Genomic DNA, 18,401 nt, shown 5'->3' with positions numbered 1-18,401 from the left:
TGTGAGCCCTATGTAAGTTGGCCGATGCCGATTGCAAATGGGCCGGTTTTCTGGCGGTGCGCTTCTGGATATTTTACGGAACGCCTGATAAGGAACGGCCGTCATTCCTGATGGAGCAGCCATATGGCCGAGACTGCAGCAAGCCGCATGGGCAATGTTTCGCGCAAGACGAACGAGACTTCGGTTTCCGTTTCGGTCAATCTTGATGGTAGCGGCAATGCCAAGATCTCGACGGGCATCGGCTTCTTCGACCACATGCTCGATCAGCTTTCGCGACATTCCCTGATCGATATGGAGATCGAGACGAAGGGCGACCTGCATGTCGACGATCACCACACCGTTGAAGATACCGGGATTGCGATAGGCCAGGCGATTGCAAAAGCACTTGGCGACCGCCGCGGCATCACCCGCTATGCTTCGATCGACCTTGCCATGGACGAGACAATGACGAAAGCCGCCGTCGATCTTTCCGGCCGGCCGTTCCTTGTCTGGAACGTCGCCTTCAGCGCGCCGAAGATCGGTTCCTTCGACACCGAACTTGTGCGCGAATTCTTCCAGGCACTTGCACAGAACGCCGGCATCACCTTGCATGTCATGAATCATTATGGTGCCAACAATCACCATATTGCAGAGACCTGCTTCAAGGCCGTTGCCCGCGCTCTGCGCAAGGCGACAGAGATCGATCCAAGACAGGCGGGCCGTGTTCCCTCGACGAAGGGCACGCTCGCCTGAGCCCCTTCAGGGAGCTTGAACGATATGACTTCCAGCTATCTGGTTCTGACGGCTCCGGGCGGAACGGATGTCACCCACGAGAAGACGCGTGTCATCCGCGACGGCTTCACGCTGCTCGGCTTTCTCTTTCCCTGGCTATGGCTTCTTGCACACCGGCTCTGGCTCCATGCAATTGCGGCATTCCTGCTTCAGGGGCTCGGCGGCGTCTTGATGGACCGGCCCGGACTCTGGCCGGCAGGATTTGCGATCACGCTCGGCATTTGCATCCTAGTCGGCCTCGAGGGCCAGAACCTGCGAATCCGAAATCTCGCTTCCAAAGGCTGGAACGAGGCGGCCGTGATTACGGCGGATTCGCTCGCGACAGCCGAGGAGGTCTATTTCTCGAATATCGAGACCAATGCCGATGGCGGGCGCATGCCGGCGCCGGAGTGGGAGAGACATCCGCAATCTCCCGGCCGCCATGGCAATACGACTTCGCTTGGTCTCTTTGGATTTAACGGAGGACGCTGATGCGCGTCGCAATTATCGATTACGGCTCGGGCAACCTGCGCTCGGCAACGAAGGCCTTCGAACGCGCCGCACGCGAGGCAGGCATCGATGCGGAAATCGACCTGACGGACAAGGCCGAGAATGTCGCGTCGGCCGACCGCGTCGTTCTGCCAGGCGTCGGTGCCTATGCCGATTGCCGCCACGGGCTCGATGCCGTGGCCGGCATGACCCAGGCGTTGATCGAAGCCGTTGAAAGGAAGGCAAGGCCGTTCCTTGGTATCTGCGTCGGTATGCAGCTGATGTCGTCGCGCGGCCTTGAAAAAACGGTGACGGAAGGTCTCGGCTGGATACCCGGCGACGTCGTTGAAATGACACCGGGCGATCCCGGCCTCAAGATTCCGCAAATCGGCTGGAACACGCTCGACCTTCACCACCCGCATCCCCTCTTCGAAGGCATTCCGACAGGGCCCGATGGCCTGCATGCCTATTTCGTGCATTCCTACCATCTGGCTGCCAAGAACGCCGGCGATGTCATCGCGACGACGGACTATGGCGGACCGATGACGGCCTTCGTTGGACGCGACAACATGGCGGGTGCGCAATTCCATCCGGAAAAGAGCCAGAAGCTCGGTCTCGCCCTGATCACCAATTTCCTGCGCTGGATGCCTTAGGCTCGCGCAGACCGCAAGGACTGAACAAAAATGATCCTATTTCCCGCCATCGACCTGAAGGACGGCCAATGCGTTCGCCTCAAGCTCGGCGATATGGAGCAGGCAACGGTCTACAACCCCGACCCCGCAGCACAGGCGAGGACCTTCGAGGAACAGGGCTTTGAATGGCTGCACGTTGTTGACCTCAACGGCGCCTTTGCCGGCGAAAGCGTCAACGGCGCGGCCGTCGACACGATCCTCAAGGCAACGAAGAACCCGGTGCAGCTCGGCGGCGGCATCCGTACGCTGTCGCATATCGAAAACTGGCTCTCCCGCGGCCTGACACGCGTGATCCTCGGTACGGTTGCCGTCCGCGACCCGGCGCTGGTCGTCGAAGCCTGCAAGCAGTTTCCAGGCTGCGTCGCCGTCGGCATCGATGCAAAGGGCGGCAAGGTGGCCGTGGAGGGCTGGGCAGAAGCCTCCGAGCTTGGCGTCGTCGAACTCGCCCGAAAATTCGAAGGTGCCGGCGTCGCGGCAATCATCTACACCGACATCGATCGTGATGGGATCCTGACCGGCATCAACTGGGCCTCGACACTGGAGCTTGCCGATGCCGTTTCGATCCCGGTGATCGCCTCGGGCGGGCTCGCTTCGATCGAGGATGTGAAGCGCATGCTTCAGCCCGACGCTCGCAAGCTGGAAGGTGCCATCTCCGGTCGTGCGCTGTATGATGGACGAATTGATCCTCAGGAAGCCTTGGCGCTGATCAAGGCGGCGCGGGAAAAGGAAGACACACAATGACCCTGAAAGCCCGCGTCATCCCCTGCCTCGACGTCAAAGACGGTCGTGTCGTCAAGGGCGTCAACTTCGTCAACCTGATCGATGCCGGAGATCCGGTCGAGGCTGCGAAAGCTTACGATGCTGCCGGCGCAGACGAGCTCTGCTTCCTTGACATCACGGCCTCATCGGACAATCGCGAGACGATATTCGATGTCGTTTCCCGCACGGCCGAACAGTGCTTCATGCCGCTGACTGTCGGCGGTGGCGTGCGCAGCATCGGCGATATCCGCAAGCTGCTGCTCTGCGGCGCCGACAAGGTTTCGATCAATTCGGCGGCCGTGAACAATCCGGACTTCGTCGCTGAAGCTGCCGACAAGTTCGGCGACCAATGCATCGTCGTTTCGATCGACGCCAAACGGCGGCGCACGCAGGCTGTTGGCCAGGACAACCTGAGTGCCTGGGAAATCTATACGCACGGCGGCCGCAACGCGACCGGCATCGACGCCGTGGAATTTGCACGGAAGATGGTTGCCCGCGGCGCTGGCGAACTGCTTGTCACCTCGATGGATCGGGACGGTACGAAAGCCGGCTACGATCTTGAGCTCACCAGGGCAATCGCCGATAGCGTGCGTGTCCCCGTCATCGCATCGGGAGGCGTCGGCGATCTCGACGATCTGGTCGCGGGTGTGAAGGACGGGCATGCAAATGCCGTGCTTGCTGCCTCCATCTTCCATTTCGGCACCTATTCCGTCGGCGAAGCGAAGCACTATATGTCTTCGCATGGCATCGCGATGCGCCTCGACTGATTGAAAGCGACAGTATGACCGGATTTTCCCTTTCCGATCTCGAAAAGATCGTCGACGAGCGGTCGAAGGCCTCCCCGGATGGTTCCTGGACGGCACGGCTTGTTGCCGCCGGGCAGCAGAAGGCGGCAAAAAAGCTTGGCGAAGAAGCCATTGAAGCCGTCATGGCCGCCGTCGCGGCCGATCGCCCCAATCTTACCTACGAGGCGGCCGACCTCCTCTATCACCTTTTGGTCGTATTGAAGATAGCAGGCATTCCGTTGCAGGATGTGATGGCGGAGCTTGAGCGGCGTACGGCTCAATCCGGCATCAAGGAAAAGGCCAGCCGGCAGAGTTCATGAGCATCGCGACGCAAATTCTCGGGGCCCCAGAAACCCTCGATCACTTCCAGGCGAATTCCTATTCGCCCTACAATTTCTTTTCTTCCGAGGAATGGGCGAAGTTCCGCGCCGACACCCCGCTCACGCTGACGGCCGAGGAGGTCGCGAGGCTGCGCTCGATGGGCGATCCGGTCGATCTCGACGAAGTCCGGCGCATCTACCTCTCGCTGTCGCGCCTGCTCTCCTCGCATGTCGAATCATCGCAGTTGCTCTTTGAGCAGCGCAACCGGTTCCTGAGCTTGTCCGACGTGACGAAAACGCCGTTCGTCATCGGCATCGCCGGCTCCGTCGCCGTCGGCAAATCAACGACCGCGCGTATCCTGAAGGAACTTTTGCGGCGCTGGCCGTCGAGCCCGAAGGTCGACCTGATCACCACCGACGGGTTTCTCCATCAAAACGCAGTCCTCGAGCGCGAGAACCTGATGCAGCGCAAGGGTTTTCCGGAAAGCTACGACACAGGCGCCATCTTGAAATTTCTGTCCGCGATCAAGGCCGGACAGCCAAATGTGAAGGCGCCTGTCTATTCTCATCTGGTCTACGACGTCGTTGCGAACGAATACACGATCATCGACCGGCCAGACATCCTGGTCTTCGAAGGCATCAACGTTCTGCAGTCGCGCGACCTTCCGGCCGACGGCAAGATCGTGCCTATGGTGTCCGACTTCTTCGATTTCTCGATCTACATCGATGCCGAAGAAGAACTGATCCACAACTGGTATGTCACACGCTTCATGCGACTGCGCGAAACCGCCTTCCGCGATCCGAATTCCTATTTCCATCGATACGCCTCCATCAGCGAGAACGAAGCGCTTTCGATCGCCGAAGGGCTCTGGGCCAACATCAACCTGAAGAATCTCCGGCAGAACATCCTGCCGACCCGCCCAAGGGCTGATCTGATCCTGCGTAAGGGCGAAAACCACCTCATCGAGCAGGTCGCCCTGAGGAAGCTTTAGCCGGATTCACGGGCCTACACGCCTTAACGTCAGATTGATCCGGCCGCCATTCTTGAGCAGCGTCGAAGTCGCCGGATAGATGCGGTCGACGCCGTGAAAGCATAGACGCCCTTCGCCCCCAAGCACCACGATATCGCCACTGGCAAGTTTGACGGACTGCGTGCGGTCTGTGCGGGAAAGCCCGCCGATGCGGAAAAGACAACTGTTGCCAAGGGAAATCGAGACCACCGGCGCCTTCAAATCCTGTTCGTCCCGGTCTTGATGCAGACCCATTCTCGCGTCGTCTGAATAGAAATTGATCAGGCAAGCCTGCGGCGGTTTTTCAAAGTGTGACACATCATTCCATATGTGGAGCAGGACGTCGGGCATTGCCGGCCATGGCCTGCCGGTGACGGGATGCGTCGATTGATAGCGGTAGCCGCGCTCCTTGTCGGTGACCCAGCCCAGTGGACCGCAATTGGTCATCCGGACAGACATGGGTTTGCCCGTCTTCGGCATCACTGGCACGAAAAGCGAAGCTTCAGCGACAATGGAGCGAGCCATTTCGACGAGCGCTTCCTGCTGGGCGCGGCCCAGATACTCAGAAAAGTGACGAACGCCGTTCGCAAGCTCCGGCATCTCATTCTCCACCGGGACGGCCGCGCATCTTCTTCACTTCGGAGCGACCGGATTTTTCCTTCAGACGGCGCTCGATCGAGCCTTTGGTCGGTCTCGTCTTCTTGCGCGGCGGCGGTGGAGGCTTTGCAGCCTCAAGAATCAGCTCCTTGAGGCGTTCTCGCGCATCCTCGCGGTTGCGATCCTGGCTGCGAAATCGGCTTGCCTCGATCATCAGCACGCCCTCTTTCGACATGCGTTTGCCAGCGAGCTTCATGGCATTGGTCTTGACGCGATCGGGAAGCGAAGGTGAATTCGCGATATTGAAGAACAGCTGGACGGCGGTCGAAACCTTGTTGACATTCTGACCGCCGGGACCGCCAGCCAGAACGAATTGTTCCGTCAATTCCCATCCAGCGATGGTGATCCCGTCGTTGATATAGAGCGCGTCGCTGGCCATGCGGCTTCTATCTCATATCCGGGGGAAATTTAAAACACGCAAAAACCCGGCGCAATGGGCCGGGTTTCACGTGAATCATCAATCTTTTAGAGGCTATTCGGCCGCAGCCCTGATGCCGGGTGCCGCATCGCGCACGCCGCCGTCCACATGGGCCTCAAACTTCGCGAAGTTCGAAATGAACATGGAGACGAGCTTTTCTGCCTGAATATCATAGGCTCCACCGTTGGCCCACGTAGAGCGCGGATCGAGAATACTGGTTTCGACGCCAGCGACGGTAACCGGCACCGCGAAACCGAAATTCGGATCAATGCGGAAATCTGCCTTGGCGAGCTCGCCGGAGAGCGCTGCCGACAGCAAAGCACGCGTGGCCTTGATCGGCATTCGCTTGCCAGTGCCATAGGCACCACCCGTCCAACCGGTATTGACAAGCCAGCATTCAACACCGTGGCGATGAATGAGTTCTTTCAGCAAGTTGCCGTATTCGGCCGGATGACGCGGCATGAACGGTGCACCGAAGCAGGTCGAGAATGTCGCTTCCGGTTCCGTCACTCCCTTTTCCGTGCCCGCGACCTTTGCGGTGTAGCCGGAAAGGAAGTGATACATAGCCTGATCCGGCGTCAGACGCGCGATCGGCGGCATAACGCCGAACGCATCGGCCGTCAGCATGATAATCGTCTTCGGATGAGCGGCAAGGCCCGTCTTGGAGGCATTGGGAATGAAATTGAGCGGATAGGCGCAGCGCGTGTTTTCCGTCAATGAGCCATCGTCGAAATCGGGCTGGCGCAATTCGTTGAGCACGACGTTTTCCAGCACCGTGCCGAAACGCTGCGTTGTCGCGTAGATTTCCGGCTCCGCATCCGCCGAAAGGCGGATCGTCTTGGCATAGCAGCCGCCTTCGAAGTTGAAGATGCCGTTTTCGCCCCAGCCATGCTCGTCGTCTCCGATCAGGGTGCGCGACGGGTCAGCCGACAGCGTCGTCTTGCCGGTGCCGGAGAGGCCGAAGAAAACCGCGGCATCACCATCCGGGCCGACGTTCGCCGAGCAATGCATCGGCATGACACCCTTTGCCGGCAGCAGGTAGTTGAGTACCGTGAAGACGGATTTCTTCATCTCGCCAGCATAGGATGTGCCGCCGATCAGCACGAGCCCGTTTGCGAGGTCGCATGCAATTACGGTCTCGCTGCGGCAGCCGTGACGCTGCGGATCGGCCTTGAAGCTCGGCAGATCGATGATCGTCAGTTTCGGCACGAAGGATGCAAGGGCAGAAAGCTCCGGACGGATCAGGAGATTGCGGATGAAAAGCGAGTGCCAGGCAAATTCCGTCACCACACGCGTCGGCAAAGAGTAGTTCTTGTCGGCGCCGCCGATCAGGTCCTGGGCGAAAAGCTCCTTGCCGGCGGCATGGGCCAGCATGTCTTGATGCAGCAAGCCAAAATGCTCCGGCGACATCGGCTTGTTGTTGTCCCACCAGATTTCGCCGTCGGTATTGGCGTCGCGAACGACGAATTTGTCGCGCGGCGATCGGCCGGTATGTTGTCCAGTCAATGCACGAAGGGCGCCTTCAGCCGTCAGTTCGGCTTCACCGCGGCGAATCGCTTCTTCATAAAGGGAGGCGGCGGTGAGGTTATAGCGGACGCTCTTTGCCCGTCCCAAACCAATCGTCGCCAGCGCTATCGCCGGGTTGTGAATTCCGAACGTCTCCATGGCTATTCCTTTCGTCCAAGGCTCCCGCCGTTAAAACCAAGAGCAAAACTAAAGTGGCCAATTTTAAAAAGCAATACCGCAGAATGGCGAAAATATAATGATATCAAACAATTAATCGATTTAAATTTCTTTGGTGTATTTTAAATCGTTTGAATTCAGCGTTCTGAAGCGGTTTTTTCCGCGCCACGTGCGACCACCATTGGCACATTGCAGCAAAGCCTGCCCTTTATCTTTGCCACAATTTGTTCCACCTTTATCCCCCATAAGCGCATCCGGTCGTAGGGCCGGCCTGGGGACATCGAACATTCCGGGAGATGCGCATAGATGACGGAGACGAATACAATGGCGACAATCGCGCTCGTTGACGACGACCGCAACATCCTCACTTCCGTGTCGATCGCACTGGAAGCCGAAGGATACAAGGTCGAAACCTATACGGATGGCGCCTCGGCCCTCGATGGCCTTATCGCCCGCCCGCCGCAACTGGCTATCTTCGATATCAAGATGCCGCGCATGGATGGAATGGAGCTCTTGCGCCGTTTGCGGCAGAAATCCGACATGCCGGTGATTTTCCTCACCTCAAAGGACGAGGAGATCGACGAACTCTTCGGCCTGAAGATGGGCGCAGATGACTTCATCACGAAGCCATTCTCCCAGCGACTGCTCGTCGAACGGGTGCGCGCCGTCCTTCGCCGCGCTTCCAGCCGGGAAACAACAACGGTTGCCGGTGCTGGCGCCGCGCCAAAAACGGGCGCTGCCCAGCTTGCGCGCTCACTCGAACGCGGCCAGCTTGTCATGGACCAGGAACGCCATACCTGCACATGGAAGGGCGAACCTGTAACGCTGACGGTAACCGAGTTCCTGATCCTTCACTCGCTCGCACAGCGGCCGGGCGTTGTGAAAAGCCGAGACGCGCTGATGGACGCGGCCTATGACGAACAGGTCTATGTCGACGACCGGACCATCGACAGCCACATCAAGCGGCTTCGCAAGAAATTCAAGATGGTCGATACCGACTTTGATATGATTGAAACGCTTTACGGAGTGGGATACCGCTTCCGCGAAGCAGCCTGACGCCTGTCGGCGCGGCGCATGAGTGTTGTCGAGGGCTGAGGCGGGATACCGCCACGCCCTCCGAAAGGGCCTGTCGTTGGCACAGTTGGTGCAGGAAAGGGATCTGGACGATGCGGAAGGCTTGAGCGGCCGCCGTGTCAGGGGAAGGCGCTGGTCGCATCCCTTCACCATCATCCGCCGCATCTTCGGCAATGCGGTCTTTTCGAGCCTGACGCGCCGCATCCTCTTCTTCAATCTCGCAGCACTGCTCGTCCTCGTCGGCGGCATTCTTTACCTCAACCAGTTTCGTGAGGGCCTGATCGACGCCCGCGTCGAAAGCTTGCTCACGCAGGGCGAAATCATCGCCGGTGCGGTTTCGGCATCAGCCTCCGTCGATACGAACTCGATCACCATCGATCCGCAGAAGCTTCTCGAGCTGCAGGCCGGGCAGAGCATTACGCCCGTGCCCAATGACGAAGATCTCGAGTTCCCGATCGATCCGGAAAAGGTGGCACCGGTTCTCAGGCGGCTGATTTCGCCCACGCGTACGCGCGCCCGCATCTTTGATGCCGATGCCAACTTGCTTCTCGATTCCCGCCATCTCTACTCGCGAGGCCAGGTCTTGCGCTTCGATCTGCCGCCGGTGGAGGAAGAGAAGCAGACTTGGGCTGAATGGCTTACAACGCTTTTCAACAAAGCACTCCAGCCTGGGAATCTGCCGGTCTACAAGGAAGCGCCAGGTGGCGACGGTTCGATCTATCCTGAAGTCATGAATGCGTTGACGGGAGTGCGCGGCGCCGTCGTACGCACGACTGACAAGGGCGCGCTCATCGTCTCCGTCGCTGTCCCGATCCAGCGTTTTCGCGCCGTTCTCGGCGTTCTGCTGCTTTCGACCCAGGCCGGCGACATCGACAACATCGTCCATGCCGAACGCTTGGCGATCATGCGAGTCTTCGGTGTGGCGACACTCGTCAACGTTCTGTTGTCGCTGGTTCTTTCATCGACCATCGCCAATCCGCTTCGCCGTCTCTCGGCAGCGGCGATCCGCGTCCGGCGCGGCGCAAAGGAGCGCGAGGAAATTCCGGATTTCTCCGCTCGCCAGGACGAGATCGGCAACCTTTCGATCGCGCTCCGCGAGATGACCACCGCACTTTACGACAGGATCGATGCGATCGAGAGTTTTGCCGCCGATGTCAGCCACGAACTCAAGAACCCGCTGACTTCGCTTCGCAGCGCGGTGGAAACGCTGCCGCTTGCCAAGTCGGACGATTCAAAGAGGCGACTGATGGATGTGATCCAGCATGACGTCCGCCGCCTCGATCGTCTCATCAGCGATATCTCCGACGCCTCGCGCCTCGATGCCGAACTTGCCCGTGTCGACGCCCGGTCGGTCGATCTCGAGCTATTCCTCAGCGATCTCGTCGAGGTTTCGAGGCAGATTCGCCACAAGAACAAAGAGGTGCAGATCGAGCTCGCGATCGAACGCAAGCCCGGCGTCAAGACGCGCTTCGTCGTCAATGGTCATGACCTGCGCATCGGCCAGATCATCACCAACCTGATCGAGAATGCTCGCTCGTTCGTTCCCGATGAAGGCGGCAAGATCACCGTGCGGCTGTTCCGCACACGATCGCGCTGCATCGTCTACATCGAAGACAATGGTCCAGGCATCCAGGCTGAAAATATCGACCGCATCTTCGAGCGCTTCTACACCGACCGGCCCGAGTCAGAAGGGTTCGGGCAAAATTCCGGTCTTGGCCTGTCGATCAGCCGGCAGATCGCGGAAGCGCACGGCGGCTCGTTGCGTGCCGAAAACATCATCGACGCAGAAACGGCAGAAGTGCTTGGCGCCCGCTTCATCCTCGCCCTGCCCGCAGTCTCGGTGTCATCATGACGGGCGCAGCCTTCAACATCAATGCCACGGCGATCGTCGTCAACAAGACCGGCCTGCTCTTTGTTGGCCCCTCCGGCTGGGGTAAATCCATGCTGGCATTCACCTGTCTCACGGAAGCCGAACGAATGGGGCTGCCCGCCTCACTCGTCGCCGACGATCAGGTATTCCTGTCGAAACGCGACGGACAGATGATCGCTGAACGTCCTTCCGCAATCTCTGGTTTGATCGAGCTGCGCGGTACCGGCATCGTAAAGTGCAGGAGCGTTCCGTTCGCCCCGATGCACTATGCAGTGCTGCCCGGCAGCCCGTCGGGCGAAAACCGTCTGCCGCCTGACCACGACGTCGCGCAATTCGCAGAAGGCTTTCTGCTGCCGGCTCTGCGCTTGCTGCCAAACGCTCCCGTGCCTCTCGCGATTCTGATGGCAAAGGCGCCGGACATCGGCCGATAATGCCTGCTGCACAGGCGGATTCGCCCCATATGTCTGCATTTTTATCTTGCACTTCGGCTTTTGATGGCCAAGATGTGCCCCCACCGGTGGACGCGATTGCTGCGTTGCGATATTGGGGCCACCGTTTTATATGCCATTGGGAGCAGTTAAATCATGATCGGACTTGTGCTTGTCACTCATGGCAAGCTGGCTGAAGAGTTTCGTCATGCTGTAGAGCATGTCGTCGGTCCTCAGAAATTTATCGAGACGGTCTGCATCGGCCCCGAAGACGATATGGATCAGAGACGGCAGGATATCCTGCAGGCGGTCTCTGGCGCCGACGATGGTCACGGCGTCGTCATCCTGACCGATATGTTCGGGGGTACTCCTTCCAATCTCGCTATTTCGGTCATGAGCAGCGGTCATACCGAAGTGATTGCCGGTATGAACTTGCCGATGCTGATCAAGCTTGCCGGCGTGCGTGGCGAAAACAACATGGAAAAGGCGCTCATCGAAGCGTCGGAGGCCGGTCGGAAATACATCAATGTCGCCAGCCGCGTTCTGAGTGGCAAATGATGAACACCAGTTCCGCCACGACCTCGTTTTCCCGGGAACTGCTCATCGTCAACAAGCGCGGCCTTCACGCGCGCGCCTCTGCCAAATTCGTCCAGATGGTCGAAAAATTCGACGCTGCCGTTACCGTGTCCAAGGACGGAATGACGGTGGGCGGCACTTCGATCATGGGCCTGATGATGCTTGCCGCGAGCCCGGGCACGACCGTTCTCGTTTCCGCGAGCGGCAACCAGGCCGCCGAAGCGCTGAATGCATTGGATCGGTTGGTCCAGGACAAGTTCGGCGAGGAAATGTGAGCCTTCCGGGCCTCATATAAACATATAAAGACTTCTTTATATCCTTGTTGCCATCAGCTGCGAAGCCTGCTACACGGCGGCATGGCCGTGCGTCAATGCACGCGTTCGAGCTATCGCGCCAACTGCGCGCTGATTAATGAGACGCTTTTCAGCTGGAGACCTCAATGAGCACTGAAAAAGATTATGTCGTCGCCGATATCGGTCTGGCGGATTTCGGACGCAAGGAAATTTCGATCGCCGAAACCGAAATGCCGGGCCTCATGTCTTGTCGTTCCGAATTCGGCGCGTCAAAGCCATTGAAGGGCGCGCGCATCACCGGCTCGCTGCACATGACGATCCAGACGGCAGTTCTGATCGAAACGCTCGCGGCGCTCGGCGCAGAAGTACGCTGGGCTTCGTGCAACATCTTTTCGACCCAGGATCATGCTGCTGCCGCAATCGCCGCATCCGGCGTACCGGTTTTTGCCGTCAAGGGCGAGTCGCTCGAGGACTACTGGGTCTACACCGATAAGATCTTTCAATGGGCCGATGGCGGCCTTTCGAACATGATCCTCGACGATGGCGGCGATGCCACCATGTACATCCTGCTCGGCGCGCGCGCCGAAGCCGGCGAAGACGTGCTCTCGCACCCGCATTCCGAAGAAGAAGAGATCCTCTTCGCACAGATCAAGAAGCGGCTTGCCGCTTCACCAGGCTGGTTCACCAAGCAGCGTGATGCGATCAAGGGCGTCACCGAAGAAACCACTACCGGGGTAAACCGCCTCTATCAGCTCAGCCAGAAGGGTCTGCTTCCCTTCCCGGCGATCAACGTCAACGATTCGGTCACCAAGTCGAAATTCGACAACAAGTATGGCTGCAAGGAATCGCTGGTTGACGGCATCCGTCGCGCCACCGATGTCATGATGGCCGGCAAAGTTGCCGTCGTCTGCGGCTATGGCGACGTCGGCAAGGGTTCGGCGGCATCGCTTTCCGGCGCCGGCGCCCGCGTCAAGGTCACGGAAGCCGACCCGATCTGCGCGCTGCAGGCAGCAATGGACGGTTACGAAGTCGTGCTGCTCGAGGACGTCGTCTCGTCGGCTGATATCTTCGTCACCACGACCGGGAACAAGGACGTCATCCGCATCGATCATATGCGTCAGATGAAGGACATGGCGATCGTCGGCAATATCGGCCACTTCGACAACGAAATCGAAGTCGCGGCACTGCGTAACCTCAAGTGGACGAATGTAAAGCCGCAGGTCGATCTGATCGAGTTTCCGAAGGGCAATCGCATTATTCTTCTCTCGGAGGGCCGCCTGCTCAACCTCGGCAACGCAACGGGCCATCCATCCTTCGTGATGTCGGCCTCCTTCACCAACCAGACGCTGGCGCAGATCGAGCTCTTCACCAAGCCTGGCCAGTATGAAAACAAGGTCTATATTCTGCCGAAGCATCTCGACGAAAAGGTCGCGCGCCTGCACCTCGACAAGCTTGGCGTGAAACTGACGCAGCTTTCTGAAGAACAGGCCGCCTATATCGGCGTTTCGCCGAAGGGTCCTTTCAAGTCCGACCACTACAGATATTAATCTCGGCAACAATATCCACAACATCTTGGGGGTGCCGCATTGACAAATGCTGCATCCCTATTTTTTGGCGCCCACCTTCCCGCCGATTCCCTTCCGAAGTATTGTTCTAGAACTCGATTCGTGGCGCGGAGTCCTCCGGTTTGCCCGAAAATGGGATGTCTTGTCGTAATGCGGCACATTGAAGGACGGAGACATACCGCTGATGTCGGAAATGAATCACAGCCTGCCGGGACAGGCGGACGAGGGCGCTTGGCCCGATATCCGTTCTAACGAGGCAGGCCAAGAACATGCTCTTGCGCCGAAGGGGAAAGGCGCGAAGCAGAGCGCTGGGTCACTGACACGGCTCGCAAGAATTTGCGCAGGCGGAACTGCAATCGCGGCGCTGGCGCAGCCGGTCCTCGCCCAGGTCGAATCCGAAGCTGCGGCATCCGCACATCTTTTCACGTCGTCGCAGGTCGTCGGCTTTTCCGTCGTGATCGGCGTCATTTCCGCGGCCCTGCTTTCGACACTCTGGCTCGTGCGCCAGCGCGGCAATCTTGAAAGCGAAAGCCGTGAAATCCGCTCCGCCCTCTCCGACGCCCATCAGCGTATTTCGCAATACCAGGCGCTGATCGCCGACAAGAACCGCCGCATCGTCGTCTGGGACGGCAATGAGCGGCCGGAACTGCTTGGCCAGCTCCCGGCCGAAACCGGTGCGCCCCAGGACAGCGAATTCCTGGCGTTCGGCCTCTGGCTGAAACCCCGTTCCGCCACAGAGCTTGAAAGAGCGATTGATCGTCTGCGTGGCGCTGCTCAAAGCTTCGACATGGTTGTCGAAACCGCTCGCGAAGAGATCCTCGAGGCGCAAGGCCGGGTTTCCGGTGGCCGCGCCTTCGTGCGTTTCGTGGCGCTCAACAATCTCCGTGCCGAGCTTGCCGAGTTGAAGATCGAGCGCGACCGGCTGATGTCTTCGATCTCGGCCTTCCAGAACCTGCTCGATGCGATCGACCTGCCCGCCTGGCAGCGCGATACCGAAGGTCGCCTCACCTGGGTCAATCAGGCCTATGGCGATGCGGTCGAGGCGAAGTCGCCGCAGCACGCGGTCAACGAAGGGCGGGAATTCCTCACGACGGTCGCTCGCGAACACATTCGCGTTGCGGCGACGCCCGAATCACCTTTCCACGACAAGATTTCGACGGTCGTGCGTGGCAATCGCACCTTCTTCGACGTCGTTGACGTGAAGCTGCCAAGCGGTTCGGCGGGCATCGCGATCGACGTTTCTGAAGCAGCCTCCGTCCGCGCCGAGCTCGAGCGGACCCTGAAGAGCCATGCCGAGACACTGGACCATCTTGCGACGCCTGTTGCAATCTTCGATGGCGAGCGGCGTTTGCAGTTTTATAATCAGGCCTTCGTCGCGCTGTGGGAGCTCGATATCGCTTTTCTCGAAAGCAAGCCCGACAACGCCGAGTTGCTGGAGCGTTTGCGCGCCGCAAAAAAACTTCCCGATCAGCTCAACTGGAAAAGCTGGAAGGAAACAGCACTTTCCGTCTATCGGGCACTCGATACGCAAACGGACCTCTGGCATTTGCCGAACGGTCAGACGCTGCGGGTCTTTGCGACCGCACATCCACAAGGCGGCGCAACCTGGGTTTTCGAGAACTTGACCGAACAGGTCGCTCTCGAAACGAGATACAACACGCTGGTCAGGGTCCAAGGCGAAACGATCGACCATCTGTCCGAAGGCGTCGCCGTTTTCGGCGCAGACGGCCGTATTCGCCTTTCCAACCCGGCCTTCCGTATGCTTTGGGGAATTACCGAAGCCGAGGCCAAGCCAGGAACGCATATTCGTGCGATTGCCGAAACGTGCCTACCGTCCTATGACCGGCCTGACGGCTGGAAGACCTTTGCGGAGCTGATTACCAGCTTCGATGACGAACGCCGTTCCAGCCAAGGAACACTGGAATTGCTCTCTGGCCTTGTGCTGGACTACGCCGTCATTCCGCTGCCGAACGCCCAGACGATGCTGACGTTCGTCAACATGACCGACAGCGTCCGCGCAGAGCGTGCGCTGACCGAGAAGAACGAGGCGCTGCGCAAGGCCGACGAGCTGAAAAACGATTTCGTCCAGCATGTCTCCTACGAGCTGCGCTCACCACTGACCAATATCATCGGTTTTGCCGATCTTTTGCGCAGCCCCAGTGTCGGACCCCTGAACGAGCGTCAGGCCGAGTATATCGACCACATTTCGACCTCCTCGTCCGTACTGCTGACGCTGGTCAACGATATTCTCGATCTCGCCACCGTCGATGCCGGCATTATGAGGCTCAACTATTCGGAAATCGATCTCAACGATCTTCTCGATGATGTCTCCATCGACATCGCCAACCGGCTGCAGGAAAGCGGCGTGACGCTGGAGATCACAGCGCCTGCCTATCTTGGCTCGATCGTCGCCGATCCCCAGCGTTTGAAACAGATCCTGCTGAAGCTGCTTTCCAATGCTGCGAATTTCTCGCCGGAAGGTGCGGCGATTTCACTCGAATGCCATCGCGAGGACACCGACTTCGTCTTCTCCGTCAGCGACCGCGGCCCCGGCATTCCGCAGGAAATGATCTCGACGGTCTTCGATCGTTTTGCGACGGGAGCAAAGAGCGGCAAGCGCGGCGGTGCAGGCCTTGGCCTTTCGATCGTTGACAGTTTCGTCAGCCTACATAACGGCAGGGTTTCGATCGATAGCCAGCCTGGCAAAGGCACGAAGGTTATTTGCCGGATTCCCTCGGTCGACCTGCCGCATTCCGTCGCAGCAGCAGAATGATCACGAAGGACGGCACAATCTCGCTTTTCCTGGAAGACGAGGCGGCAACGATCCGCCTTGGAGAAGATTTGGCGCTCGCGCTGAAGACTGGCGATTGTTTGGCACTTTCCGGAGATCTCGGCGCTGGAAAATCATCCCTTGCCCGTGCGTTCCTGCGCGCCATGGCGGATGACGAGCTTCTTGAGGTCCCGAGCCCGACCTTTACGCTGGTTCAATCCTACGATTTGCGGATTCCGGTCTCGCATTTCGATCTCTACCGCCTCGCTGATGGTGCGGAGTTGGAGGAACTCGGCTTCGACGAAGCGCTTCAAAATGGTATTTGCCTTGTCGAATGGCCCGAAATGGCAGGAGACGAATTGCCTGCCGATCGCATCGTGATGAAGCTTGAGCACGAAGGCAGTGGCCGGCTCGCAACGATTGTCGCGCCGCCAAGACAGATGCACAGGATCCGCCGCGTTGTCGCAATCCGCGAGTTTCTGGCGAAAGCCGGGCATCCGACTGCAAAACGCCGCTTCCTGACGGGTGATGCCTCGCTTCGCGCCTACGAAGCGGTCTATCCGCATGGCCAGGACCGCAAGATACTGATGGATTGGCCGCCGCTTCCCGAGGGACCGGCGGTACTTGATGGAAAGCCCTATCCCAAGGTTGCCCATATTGCCGAGAATGCCTATCCCTTCGTTGCAATTGCCAACATGCTGCGTCAAAGAGGCTTTGCAGCGCCAGAGATCTACGAGGTCGACTATGGACAGGGCATTCTGCTGATCGAAGATCTCGGCAGCGATGGCGTTCTCGATGAGGGCTTCAACCCCATCGCCTCGCGTTACCGGCAGAGTGTCGCCTGTCTTGCGCACCTGCACGGGATGAAGATTCCGCAGGATATCCGCGTCACCGATAGCCACATCCACCACATTCCCGATTTTGACCGCACAGCCATGAAGATGGAAGTGCGCCTTGTTCTCGACTGGTATCTCCTATGGAAGCGCGGTGAAGCTCCAGGCGATGGCGAGCGTGAGGAATATCTGGCGATCTGGGACAGGCTCATCGATGAACTCGCATCGGCGGAACAGAATCTGTTGCTCCGCGACTTCCATTCCCCAAACATCATCTGGCGCGAGAAAGAGAAAGGCATCCAGAAGGTCGGCCTCATCGATTTTCAGGACGCCATGATTGGCCCGACCGCCTATGATCTTGCATCCATCGTGCAGGATGCCCGCGTCACCATCGAACCTGACCTGTTCAGGCAGCTCATGGACGACTATCTGGCTTGTCGCCGCGCACAGGGTAACTTTGACGAAGCCGGTTTCCTGAAAAGCTTTGCGATCATGTCGGCTCAGCGTAACTGCAAGCTTGCCGGTCTCTGGGTGCGGCTGTTGCAGCGCGACGGAAAGCCCGGCTATACGAAACACATGCCCCGCACGCTCTCCTATCTCAAAGTGGCGCTTGAACATGAAGCGCTTGCCCCCTTGCGCGATTGGTGCGCAAGGGCTGGAATAGATTAGAGCGAATCATAAGTTCGGGATGAGATGACCATCAAACAAGCTATGGTGCTTGCCGCCGGCCTTGGCACCCGCATGCGCCCAATTACCGATACAATCCCGAAGCCGCTGGTGAAAATCGACGGTAAACCGATGATCGACTATGCACTGGATTCGCTTGCGGAGGCAGGCGTTGAGAAGGCGGTCGTCAACGTCCATCATTTCGCTGACCAGATGCTCGCACATCTCAATTCCTACAGGGCGCTCGATGTCATCATTTCCGACGAACGCGATCAACTGATGAACAGTGGCGGCGGCCTGGCAAAAGGGCTCAAGCTCCTCGCTCGCGGTACGGTTTTCGTCACCAATGCCGATCTTTTCTGGATCGGTGAACGGCCCGACCGGCCGAGCAATCTTCGACGATTAGCCGGCTTCTTCGATTCGAACCGCATGGATATGGCCATGCTGTGCGTCAGACTCGCGGATACGACAGGCCACAATGGCAAGAACGATTTCAACCTCGCCCCGGATGGCAGGCTTACCCGCTATCGTGAAAAGGGGCCGAATCCCGTCGTCTATGCGGGCGCAATCGTCATGGACACATCGTTTCTGGACGATGCTCCCGCCGATGACCCGTTCAATTTCAACATCTATTTCGACAAGGCGATCGAGCGCGGACGGCTTTTCGGCATGATGCTCGAGGGCCATTGGCTCACGGTCGGCACGCCGGAGGCGATCGGCCAAGCGGAGGAAACGATCCGGCGCTTCCGGACGTTTGTGTAAC

The 18,401-nt window shown here is 58.8% G+C and carries 19 protein-coding genes; 16 read left to right on the top strand and 3 right to left on the bottom strand.

What is annotated here, in order from left to right; translation table 11 throughout:
• Nucleotides 1–123 precede the first annotated feature (123 nt).
• The 7 genes from hisB to coaA are packed head-to-tail and all read left to right on the top strand — an operon-like array spanning nt 124 to nt 4,787.
• Nucleotides 124–732 (top strand): imidazoleglycerol-phosphate dehydratase HisB, encoded by a 609-nt coding sequence (hisB, locus tag AM571_RS00225; RefSeq protein ID WP_074059674.1) that lies wholly within the window; start codon nt 124–126, stop codon nt 730–732.
• A 24-nt stretch (nt 733–756) separates the two neighbouring features.
• A complete protein-coding gene (locus AM571_RS00220) occupies nt 757–1,242 on the top strand; it encodes a DUF2628 domain-containing protein (protein WP_074059673.1) in 486 nt (161 codons plus the stop codon).
• Nucleotides 1,242–1,892 carry an imidazole glycerol phosphate synthase subunit HisH gene (gene hisH / locus AM571_RS00215; RefSeq protein WP_074059672.1) on the top strand — a complete coding sequence of 217 codons (651 nt, stop codon included), beginning with the start codon at nt 1,242–1,244 and terminating at the stop codon, nt 1,890–1,892. Before AM571_RS00220 ends, hisH begins: the two co-directional genes overlap by 1 nt.
• Nucleotides 1,893–1,922: 30 nt before the next feature.
• Entirely contained in the window at nt 1,923–2,672 is a 750-nt protein-coding gene (hisA, locus tag AM571_RS00210; protein ID WP_074059671.1) for a 1-(5-phosphoribosyl)-5-[(5-phosphoribosylamino)methylideneamino]imidazole-4-carboxamide isomerase, read from the top strand.
• Nucleotides 2,669–3,457: an imidazole glycerol phosphate synthase subunit HisF gene (hisF, locus tag AM571_RS00205; protein WP_074059670.1), complete on the top strand. Its 789-nt coding sequence runs from the start codon at nt 2,669–2,671 to the stop codon at nt 3,455–3,457. The genes hisA and hisF overlap by 4 nt, the downstream gene beginning before the upstream one ends.
• A 14-nt stretch (nt 3,458–3,471) precedes the next feature.
• The gene (locus AM571_RS00200) at nt 3,472–3,795 is read left to right on the top strand and encodes a phosphoribosyl-ATP diphosphatase (RefSeq protein ID WP_074059669.1); all 324 of its coding nucleotides are present in this window, start codon (nt 3,472–3,474) and stop codon (nt 3,793–3,795) included.
• Nucleotides 3,792–4,787, top strand: a complete 996-nt coding sequence (gene coaA / locus AM571_RS00195; protein WP_074059668.1) for a type I pantothenate kinase — start codon at nt 3,792–3,794, stop codon at nt 4,785–4,787. Before AM571_RS00200 ends, coaA begins: the two co-directional genes overlap by 4 nt.
• Nucleotides 4,788–4,793: 6 nt before the next feature.
• Here coaA and AM571_RS00190 read toward each other — a convergent pair whose 3' ends face one another.
• The 3 genes from AM571_RS00190 to AM571_RS00180 all read right to left on the bottom strand — a co-directional run bounded on the left by AM571_RS00190 (nt 4,794) and on the right by AM571_RS00180 (nt 7,545).
• Complete coding sequence (locus AM571_RS00190; protein WP_074059667.1) at nt 4,794–5,405, bottom strand: alpha-ketoglutarate-dependent dioxygenase AlkB family protein; 612 nt, start codon at nt 5,403–5,405, stop codon at nt 4,794–4,796.
• Between the two features lies 1 nt (nt 5,406).
• Nucleotides 5,407–5,841: an alternative ribosome rescue aminoacyl-tRNA hydrolase ArfB gene (gene arfB / locus AM571_RS00185; RefSeq protein WP_074059666.1), complete on the bottom strand. Its 435-nt coding sequence runs from the start codon at nt 5,839–5,841 to the stop codon at nt 5,407–5,409.
• Nucleotides 5,842–5,934: 93 nt separating this feature from the next.
• Nucleotides 5,935–7,545: a phosphoenolpyruvate carboxykinase gene (locus AM571_RS00180; protein WP_074059665.1), complete on the bottom strand. Its 1,611-nt coding sequence runs from the start codon at nt 7,543–7,545 to the stop codon at nt 5,935–5,937.
• Between the two features lie 342 nt (nt 7,546–7,887).
• Between AM571_RS00180 and AM571_RS00175 the strand changes: the two genes are divergently transcribed.
• The 9 genes from AM571_RS00175 to AM571_RS00135 all read left to right on the top strand — a co-directional run bounded on the left by AM571_RS00175 (nt 7,888) and on the right by AM571_RS00135 (nt 18,400).
• Nucleotides 7,888–8,619 (top strand): response regulator transcription factor, encoded by a 732-nt coding sequence (locus tag AM571_RS00175; RefSeq protein ID WP_196776320.1) that lies wholly within the window; start codon nt 7,888–7,890, stop codon nt 8,617–8,619.
• A gap of 76 nt (nt 8,620–8,695) precedes the next feature.
• On the top strand, nt 8,696–10,489 hold the full coding sequence (locus AM571_RS00170; RefSeq protein ID WP_074059663.1) for a sensor histidine kinase: 1,794 nt from the start codon (nt 8,696–8,698) through the stop codon (nt 10,487–10,489).
• The gene (locus AM571_RS00165; protein ID WP_074059662.1) at nt 10,486–10,938 is read left to right on the top strand and encodes an HPr kinase/phosphorylase; all 453 of its coding nucleotides are present in this window, start codon (nt 10,486–10,488) and stop codon (nt 10,936–10,938) included. Before AM571_RS00170 ends, AM571_RS00165 begins: the two co-directional genes overlap by 4 nt.
• 153 nt (nt 10,939–11,091) lie before the next feature.
• On the top strand, nt 11,092–11,493 hold the full coding sequence (locus tag AM571_RS00160; protein ID WP_074059661.1) for a PTS sugar transporter subunit IIA: 402 nt from the start codon (nt 11,092–11,094) through the stop codon (nt 11,491–11,493).
• A complete protein-coding gene (locus tag AM571_RS00155) occupies nt 11,493–11,786 on the top strand; it encodes an HPr family phosphocarrier protein (RefSeq protein WP_074062988.1) in 294 nt (97 codons plus the stop codon). Before AM571_RS00160 ends, AM571_RS00155 begins: the two co-directional genes overlap by 1 nt.
• Before the next feature lie 164 nt (nt 11,787–11,950).
• Nucleotides 11,951–13,351: an adenosylhomocysteinase gene (gene ahcY / locus AM571_RS00150; protein ID WP_074059660.1), complete on the top strand. Its 1,401-nt coding sequence runs from the start codon at nt 11,951–11,953 to the stop codon at nt 13,349–13,351.
• A 202-nt stretch (nt 13,352–13,553) separates the two neighbouring features.
• Entirely contained in the window at nt 13,554–16,142 is a 2,589-nt protein-coding gene (locus tag AM571_RS00145) for a PAS domain-containing sensor histidine kinase (protein WP_074059659.1), read from the top strand.
• A complete protein-coding gene (tsaE, locus tag AM571_RS00140) occupies nt 16,139–17,641 on the top strand; it encodes a tRNA (adenosine(37)-N6)-threonylcarbamoyltransferase complex ATPase subunit type 1 TsaE (RefSeq protein WP_196776298.1) in 1,503 nt (500 codons plus the stop codon). The genes AM571_RS00145 and tsaE overlap by 4 nt, the downstream gene beginning before the upstream one ends.
• Before the next feature lie 24 nt (nt 17,642–17,665).
• A complete protein-coding gene (locus AM571_RS00135) occupies nt 17,666–18,400 on the top strand; it encodes a nucleotidyltransferase family protein (protein WP_074059658.1) in 735 nt (244 codons plus the stop codon).
• Nucleotide 18,401 lies beyond the last annotated feature (1 nt).

The sequence above is a fragment of the Rhizobium etli 8C-3 genome (assembly GCF_001908375.1).
In the GTDB taxonomy this organism is placed as follows: Bacteria; Pseudomonadota; Alphaproteobacteria; order Rhizobiales; family Rhizobiaceae; genus Rhizobium; species Rhizobium etli_B.
This window is presented reverse-complemented; position numbering and strand designations above follow the sequence as displayed.